Genomic DNA, 1,646 nt, shown 5'->3' with positions numbered 1-1,646 from the left:
CGGGACTGTACAAAGAACGGCCCTGTCTCACATTCGGTGGTGACGGAGCGTGCTGCTATCCGAGGAGGATGCGGTGGCGAAGTAGGGTGAAGCCTGCCCGTCCGTGCATCTGGCGCGCGATCCGCTTGGTTTTGGTGTTGACGCCCTCGGTGGGGCCGTTGCTGAACGGAAGCGTGAGCGCGGCGATCACTGCGTCCCGGTCTCGGTCCAGGCCCCGCGCGAAGGAGTGCAGGTGGGGCAGATCGGTTGTGCGGACCCGGACGATCCATCGCGAGAGGCCGTCGGCGTTTCCTTCGCGAGGCGTCAGGAGCTGGGCGAAGTCCGCAACTCGGGTGGCCAGTTGGGTCATCTCGGGGCAGACGGCGGTGAGCCGTCCCAGGAGGTCGCGATGCTCGCTCTTGAGGTTGTCGGGCCTGGTGAGGAGCATCCGGGCGAGCCGGCGAGGGGAGATATGGCTGCGGTCGGCGTCTGCGCGGCCTTGGTTGATGTACTTGTAAAGCAGGTTGAGGCAGCCGGTGTAGCCGAGTGCCTTGATCTCTTCGAAGAGGTGCCTGACAGGGACAGCGGGGTTCTCGGCCCGGCGTTTTCGCAGGTGCTCGCGGTAGGGGTCGAGGAGGCTGGCTCGGTATTTGGGGACGCGGAGAATGCGCTCGGGCCGGTCGGCTCGTGCGTAGCGTTTGACGGTGTTCAGGGCCAGTTGCAGTCGGCGGGCGCATTCGAGCAGGCCCACGCCCTGATTGAGCAGGTCGTGGACCTGGTGCCAGCGTTCCAGGGTGGTTCGGGCGCGTGGCCCGTCATAGATGGGTGCATTCAGTACGGTGGCCCAGCAGCTGCTGTGCGCCTTCACCTCGCTGAGGGCGGCCTCGCACAGGTTGTGCCACAGATGCCACCTGTCCGCGACTTGGACCGCGTCGGGCAGGGCCCGGCGGATGGCCTCGGCGTAGGTGGTTGAGCCGTCGCGGCAGACGACCTCGACGCCCGGATGCTCCCGCAGCCACGCTTCCAGCGTTCCGGCGGTGCGGTCAGGCAGCACGTCGATCCGCTCATGGGTCTCGGCGTCGATCACCACGGTGGCATAGCGATGCCGCCGGCGCAGGGCGAAGTCGTCGACGCCGATCACGCGGGGCGTCCGCCCGGTGGGCAACGGGATGTGCAGCAGGGTGCGCAGGGCCGTGTGACGGGACAGGCCCACCGCCAGTATCGCCAGCAAACGCGCTCCCGCCCGGCCCGCTAACTCTTTGACCACGGCCATAACCTGCCTGGTTAGACGAGCGGTGCGTCGCTGGTATCGCTCCAGCACCCCAGGCACCTGCTCGCGGAAGGTGTGGCGGCAGCCTCGTGTGGGGCACACCAGGCGCCGTACCCGCACACGAACCACCACCCGTCGCCCGTCGACCGGAACGTCGGCCACCGTCCGCCAGTGATAGCCGTGCACCCGTCCCGACGACGCCTCGCACACCGGACAGACCGCGGTGTCCAGCGGCGTCCGGGCCCGCACCACGATCCGCTCACCCTCGTCGGCCACATCCTCTATGACCAGCGGCGACAGACCCGAAAACACCATCTGCACAAGCTCGTTGACATCCATCACATGAAGATCAACGACCCTCGCAACTCTCCGTCACCACCGAATGTGAGACAGAGCC

General features: G+C 67.3%; 1 protein-coding gene. It reads right to left on the bottom strand.

Annotated features, from left to right (window positions below; all coding sequences use genetic code 11):
• Nucleotides 1-55: 55 nt before the first annotated feature.
• Nucleotides 56-1,588, bottom strand: a complete 1,533-nt coding sequence (locus ACFW3D_RS42105) for an ISL3 family transposase (RefSeq protein WP_500513783.1) — start codon at nucleotides 1,586-1,588, stop codon at nucleotides 56-58.
• Between the last annotated feature and the right edge of the window lie 58 nt (nucleotides 1,589-1,646).

Source organism: Streptomyces sp. NPDC058864 (assembly GCF_042742985.1).
Lineage (GTDB): Bacteria > Actinomycetota > Actinomycetes > Streptomycetales > Streptomycetaceae > Actinacidiphila.
Note: the sequence above shows the minus strand (reverse complement) of the source record. Positions and strands in the feature narration are given on the sequence as shown.